This window comes from Rhodococcus sp. NPDC056960 (assembly GCF_042674125.1).
Classification (GTDB): domain Bacteria; phylum Actinomycetota; class Actinomycetes; order Mycobacteriales; family Mycobacteriaceae; genus Rhodococcus_F.
The window spans coordinates 1-5,590 of record NZ_JBHURF010000076.1; the positions used below are offsets into that span (position 1 = coordinate 1).

At 61.4% G+C, this 5,590-nt stretch carries 2 protein-coding genes; one reads left to right on the forward strand and one right to left on the reverse strand.

Going from position 1 to position 5,590, the window contains the following annotated elements; all coding sequences use genetic code 11:
* The first annotated feature begins 280 nt into the window (after positions 1 to 280).
* Positions 281 to 1,681, forward strand: coding sequence for an ammonium transporter (locus ACFTWF_RS44860; RefSeq protein WP_378467505.1), 1,401 nt, complete (start codon positions 281 to 283; stop codon positions 1,679 to 1,681).
* A 325-nt stretch (positions 1,682 to 2,006) separates the two neighbouring features.
* On the opposite strand, the gene ACFTWF_RS44865 is transcribed toward ACFTWF_RS44860, so the two are convergent.
* On the reverse strand, positions 2,007 to 5,297 hold the full coding sequence (locus ACFTWF_RS44865) for a protein kinase (RefSeq protein ID WP_378467506.1): 3,291 nt from the start codon (positions 5,295 to 5,297) through the stop codon (positions 2,007 to 2,009).
* Positions 5,298 to 5,590 lie beyond the last annotated feature (293 nt).

Sequence of the window (5,590 nt, forward strand, 5' to 3'; positions counted from 1 at the left end):
GTACGGTGCCTCGTTCTACGGTGATTCGCATGTGTGTGGTGCTGCGCCGTTGGATTTCTTCACCGATCAGAAGTTGGTCGTGACCCGATGGTGAGTACTGTGGGCGCACGGGTGGGGGAACAGACTCAGAAAACGTCTCACGCATCGTGAGAAACTTGACGGCGGTGAACTATACAGGGGCTGGCCCGATTCGATTAGACGGTTCCTCTTGGTGAGGAATCTCTCATGGAATCAGGAAGCAACCGCGTCTTACCACTCCACTCCCAGGTAGAAGGATGCCATGTACCTAGATCAAGTTTCTATGGCGGCGCAGTTTCCGACGGTCGTCTACATTATCGGGCTGATCGCCATCTTGCTTGCAATAGCCGCGATACTTCTTTTCGACGCCGGCCTCAGTCGCGCAGGAAACGTGATGCACACGTTGACGCAAAAGCTTGTCGCCGCATTCGTTGCCGCGGCGGGTATGTCACTGATCGGATTCGCCATCTGGGTCACGCAGTTCAACCAGGCTTTCGGTGTTGTTAATCCGCTCGGCCAGGCACTCGAGTCGTGGTGGCTCGGAGGAACAGGAATCAATACCCTACCCCAGGATCTCGATCCAGCGGTCGTGCCGAATGCTGACTCCTTTCAGGCCTTTTACGCGCTCTTCATCCTCTTCGCAGCCTTCTTCGCAGCGCTTTTGGCCGGGTCCGTGATCGAACGGGTCAAAACGACTTCATTGGCGTTGATCGCATTACTCTTCGGGGCTGTAGTCATCCCGGTCGCGGGGTACCTGGTCTACGGCTCTGTCGGGCCGCTGTCCAACGCCGGTACTCATGACTTCGGCGGTGCATTCTTCTATATATTGCTTGGGTGTTGGGCGCTTGTATTGGTGTGGCGAGCCAGGCCGAGAGTGGGTGTTTTCGACGGCACCGCGACCGAGCCTGCGATCCCACACAACATGCTGTATGTAGTGGTCGGGATGGTCGTCTTCCTTGCCGGGATCTGCGGCTACGTGCTTACCAACGGTTATCTGGTACCCGGATCCGGATTCTTCGGGATCACCCTGAACGAGAGTGGCATGGGGCTGATTGTCACGAATCTCATGATGGCCTTCGCGGCCTCGGCGATTGGCGGTCTGCTGGTCTGGAAGATAGGGCAACACCCGTACTTCTTCTTGGTGTCACCCGTTGCCGGCTGGATCACGGTGTCGGGGCTGATCGACGTCGTCAAGCCATGGCAGGCAGGTCTGACCGCCTTGTTTGCACCCCTTATTCTGCTCGGCGGCTACAAGCTGATGATCAGGCTCCGACTCGACGACGTCAAAGTCGTACCACTTACGCTGGGCCCGGGAATCTATAGCGCTTTGATGACCGCGGTGTGGGCAGGCGGCGTCAAGCAGGGTGGCTATTTTGGAATTACGCAGGGTGAGTACGCCTTCCAGCACGCCTCGATCAACATTGGGCATCAAGTGTACGGAGTTGTCGTTTTCCTCGCGCTCGGTCTCGCGTCGGCCCTTGTCGTGGTCTTCGCGGTGGAGAAGACCATTGGGCTGCGTGACGGGCGAGTCGATGAAGGATTGGACGCTGAACTGGATCGCGCAGTCATTGGCGAGGTCGCATATCCTGACCGGACACCTGCAGGGCTACAACAAGCGGACGTCTCCGCCGTACCGGCCGCCGAGGTCAGCTTGGCGCCTTGACGGCACGCTAGAACTATTCATTCGCCTTGAACTGAATGAACGTCGTCACCGGGATTCGAGTTGGGATCGCCAACGGATCGTCAGCACGACGCGTTCATCGCTGGGCGACGACAATCACGATCCGCTCCTGATGACGACGTCGGCCGGCGGCTGTCCTCGCGTCGGCCGCCGGAAGGGTTGGCCGGCATCCGCGAACACTGGTGAGACTCGGATCCAGTTCGTTGCACCATCGGCGTGCTGCTGCAACGAGGAACGCTTCCGGTGCCAGCCTCGTCATGGGGGCGACCTCGAGGGCGGAGATCGAACCTTCACCGTTACAACACGCTCACGCGTTCTCGGTTGCGAACCATGCCGCGATTTGGGCTCGGGAGTTGAATCCGAGTTTGGCGAGGAGGTGTTCCACATGACCCTGTGCCGTCCGCGGCGATATGGTCAGCCTGGTCGCGATCTGGCGATTGGTCAGCCCTTCGGCGACCAGCGCGGCGACTTCGCGTTCACGTTTGGTCAACCGGACAGACGGCTGGCCGGATTGTGACGGGTGCGGTCGTGGCGAGGACTCCACAGCCTCCCCCTCGAGCGCGTAGGTGATTGCACCGTCCGTGTCGAACAGGCTGCCCGTGCTACGAGCCGCGCTGAAGGTGCTGGGGCCGAGTTCGCGAGAGGCGTCGGTCACACAGCGATCGTGTTGGTCTTGGAGGGCGGTGAACAGCAGTGGGCTGCTCCCGACGGAATGCGCGAAGTTCGCCGCGGCGCCCAGAAGTGTAGCGGATCGTTTGAACCGTCGCTCCGCGCCCGCTGTCCACGCGAGCGCCTCGAGGCACACCGCCGCGGCCAAGCGGTCGTCGACACGTCGAATCAGTACCAGTGCTTCTTTCAGAAGCCCGCTCGCCCGTTCCAACTCGCCTCGGCGCATGATGGCCACGCCCATCGCCCACAGGGTGTACGACCGGTACATAGTCTCGTCGTGAGCTTCCGTAATGGAAAGAGCATCGTTGAAACACGTGATCGCCTGATTCGACTCTCCGAGCAGATCGTAACCAACACCTAGCATCACGAGTATCCAAACATATTGTGTTAGATCGTGATCGGTTGGTAATGCGGCGCGCGCCCTTTCGAGTTCGGCGCACGCAGGAGCGAGTTCGCCCTTGTAGACTCCGACCACGCCTTCGGTGCGGGAGAGGAAAATGTTGGCAACAGGGTTTGTCGTTTCCGCGGCCAGCGAGCGTGCCTCCTCGACGAGGGTCGACGCACTGTCGAAGTCTCGCTGCACCGCGGCCAGCGAGCATGCAGCGTAGAGCGCTTTGATCCTGGTGGCGGGATGCTGGCCTGCCTCGCACGCTAGTAGGCGGTCGAGCCAGTATCTGCCCTCGTTGAACAGGCTGTGGGAAAACCAGAACGCGAACAGAGACGAGGCGATATCGAGACCCAGTTCGGGGGCGTCACCCACGGAAAACTCCATTGCCTCACGTAGGTTCGACTGCTCGCGGGTCAGTTGCGTGATCCACTCGAGTTGACGGGGGCTGATCCAATCGGTTGCCGCGCCAGCGGACAGCTGCCGACACCATTCCCGATGCTCACGGCGCAGTTGCTGAAGTTCGCCTGATGCTTGCGCCTTCTCTTTGCCGTAGACGCGCAGGATCTCGAGCATCCGGAACCGCACATCCCGGCCGACCTCTTCCCGCATCAGGATGGACTTGTCCACCAGAGAGGTAAGCGTGTCCAGGAATTCGTCGGACGAGATGTCACGGCCGCAGATAGTCTCTGCCGCCGTGAGTTCGAAGTGACCCGCGAACACCGACAACCGGGACCATACGAGTCGTTCCCGTGGTGAGCACAGCTCGTAGCTCCAGTCCATACACAGCCGCATCGTTCTCTGTCTCGGTGGTCCGGCCCAGTGCCCGCGGGACAACACTTCGTAGCGGTCCCTCAGCCGATCCCGAATCTGCTCGGGCGACATCGCTCGCAATCTTGCGGCCGCCAACTCGATCGGCAGGGGCAGACCGTCCAGCTGCCGGCAGATCTGCGCGACCGTGCTCGCGTTGTCCTCGTTCAGAGAAAACGTGGGGACTGCAGCAACTGCCCGTTCGGCGAATAGTCTTACGGCGTCGAACTGGGGAAGGCCGTCCGGTGTCGTCGGGCGGCTGTCAGCGGGGACGCTGAGTGGTGGAACGCGCAGAACGGCTTCCCCGCCGATTCCCAGTGGCTCGCGGCTTGTGGCGAGGATGAAGAGGTTGGGACAGAAGTGCAGAAGTTGGTCGACGACTTCTGCCGTCTGCTCCAGCACTTGCTCACAATTATCGAGCACCAAGAGCAACTTCTTCGAGCCTATGAACGCTTGCAGAATCTCGATGAGCGGTCGCGCCGTCTGATGGCGTAGCCCGAGTTCGGATGCGACGACGACCACGACGAGCGAGTCGTCCTTGACTGCGCCGAGCTTGACTATCCGCACACCGTCGGTGAACGCTACCTGCACCTTCGCCGCCACGCGCAGCGCCAGCCGAGTCTTGCCGACCCCACCGATGCCGGTAAGAGTGACAAGGCGCGAGCCCCCGAGCAGTCGTCGTGCCTGAGCGAGTTCGTGACGACGACCGACGAAGCTGGTCAACTCCAGAGGAAGATCGCCCTGCGCGGACTCGCCGACGCCGGGCATGGAGTGCGATCGATGCTCTCTCGTGCCAGTGTGCGTCCCGGCGGACCCGCCTCCCGGTTCGACGCGGACCGCCATCACATCCATCGGAAATCCGTAGCGTGCCTGGATGCCCCGAAGTTCGTCACCGAACGCAGTAGCCGTGGGCTGGCGGTGGTGTGGCTCGGCGGCCATTGCGCGTTCGATAACGGTGCTGACGTCGTCGGGGATTCCGGCGATCCGTGGGTCGGGGACCGGATCGGTCGTGACCCGCAGAAACTGAGCGATCACGTTCTCTCCGCTGTGACGTTCGAATGCGGCATGCCCCGTGAGGGCGCAGAATACGGTGGCGCCGAGACCGTAGATGTCGGAGGCCGCGCTCGGCTCGTCCCCCCGCAACACTTCAGGTGCGGTGAAGGCTGGCGATCCGGTGATGACACGCTTGGTGGTGGTGAATCCGCCAGGTATATGTGCGATTCCGAAATCGGCTAAGGCAGGCTCGCCATAGTCGGTGAGCAAAATGTTCGCAGGTTTGACGTCGCGATGAATGATCCCGAGGCGGTGGGCGCTCTCCAACGCACCGGCGATACGTATCCCGATCCGGAGAACCTCGTCAAGTGGAAGTGAACCCTGACGGCCGATCCAAGTTTGCAGTGAGCCCTGGGCATGGAATTGCATCACGAGGTACGGCCGCCCACTTCCTGTAGTGCCCACCTGCAGTACGTTCACGATATTGGGATTGCCGGTGAGTCGCCCCATCGCCCGCTGTTCCCGGAAGAACCGGGCGCGGTTCTCGTCGTCCAGCTCCGAGGTCATGACCTTTACGGCAATCGTGCGGTCGAGGGAACGTTGCCGGCACCGGAACACGACACCGAACCCGCCGCGGCCGATTTCTCGGGGGTCTTCGAATCCTTCGTTTCGAAGCTCCGTCGCGACGGCGTGCACTTCGTCGCGTTGGGTCGCTAACGGATCGTTCTCGGCCGGCGGCATAGCTCACTCCGTCGGCTCTTCCATCACGCAACACCGGAACGTACCTGCCACCTCAATCGCCTCTGCAGAGTCCTCCAAGGATATCGCGCATGATTGGAGCCGTTGAGCGAACAATCACCGATTCCTCGCAGCATCGCGGTCACGCATCGCCGCGCCACGGACAATCGTGGTAACCGGACGCTGCGGCGTTGCGCAGCACCTAGTACTACAGTCGCGTTTAGGGCAGGTGCCCTCGGGCTCGATAGTGGGATTGCCGGGCTCGGTGTTGATGGCGGCGACGCCAGTGGGAGCGG

What these genes read in the sequence shown, in the direction of transcription:
- ACFTWF_RS44860 (WP_378467505.1), top strand. Translation starts at nt 281, where the DNA reads ATGTACCTAGATCAAGTTTCTATGGCGGCGCAGTTTCCGACGGTCGTC.
- ACFTWF_RS44865 (WP_378467506.1), bottom strand. Translation starts at nt 5,297, where the DNA reads ATGCCGCCGGCCGAGAACGATCCGTTAGCGACCCAACGCGACGAAGTG.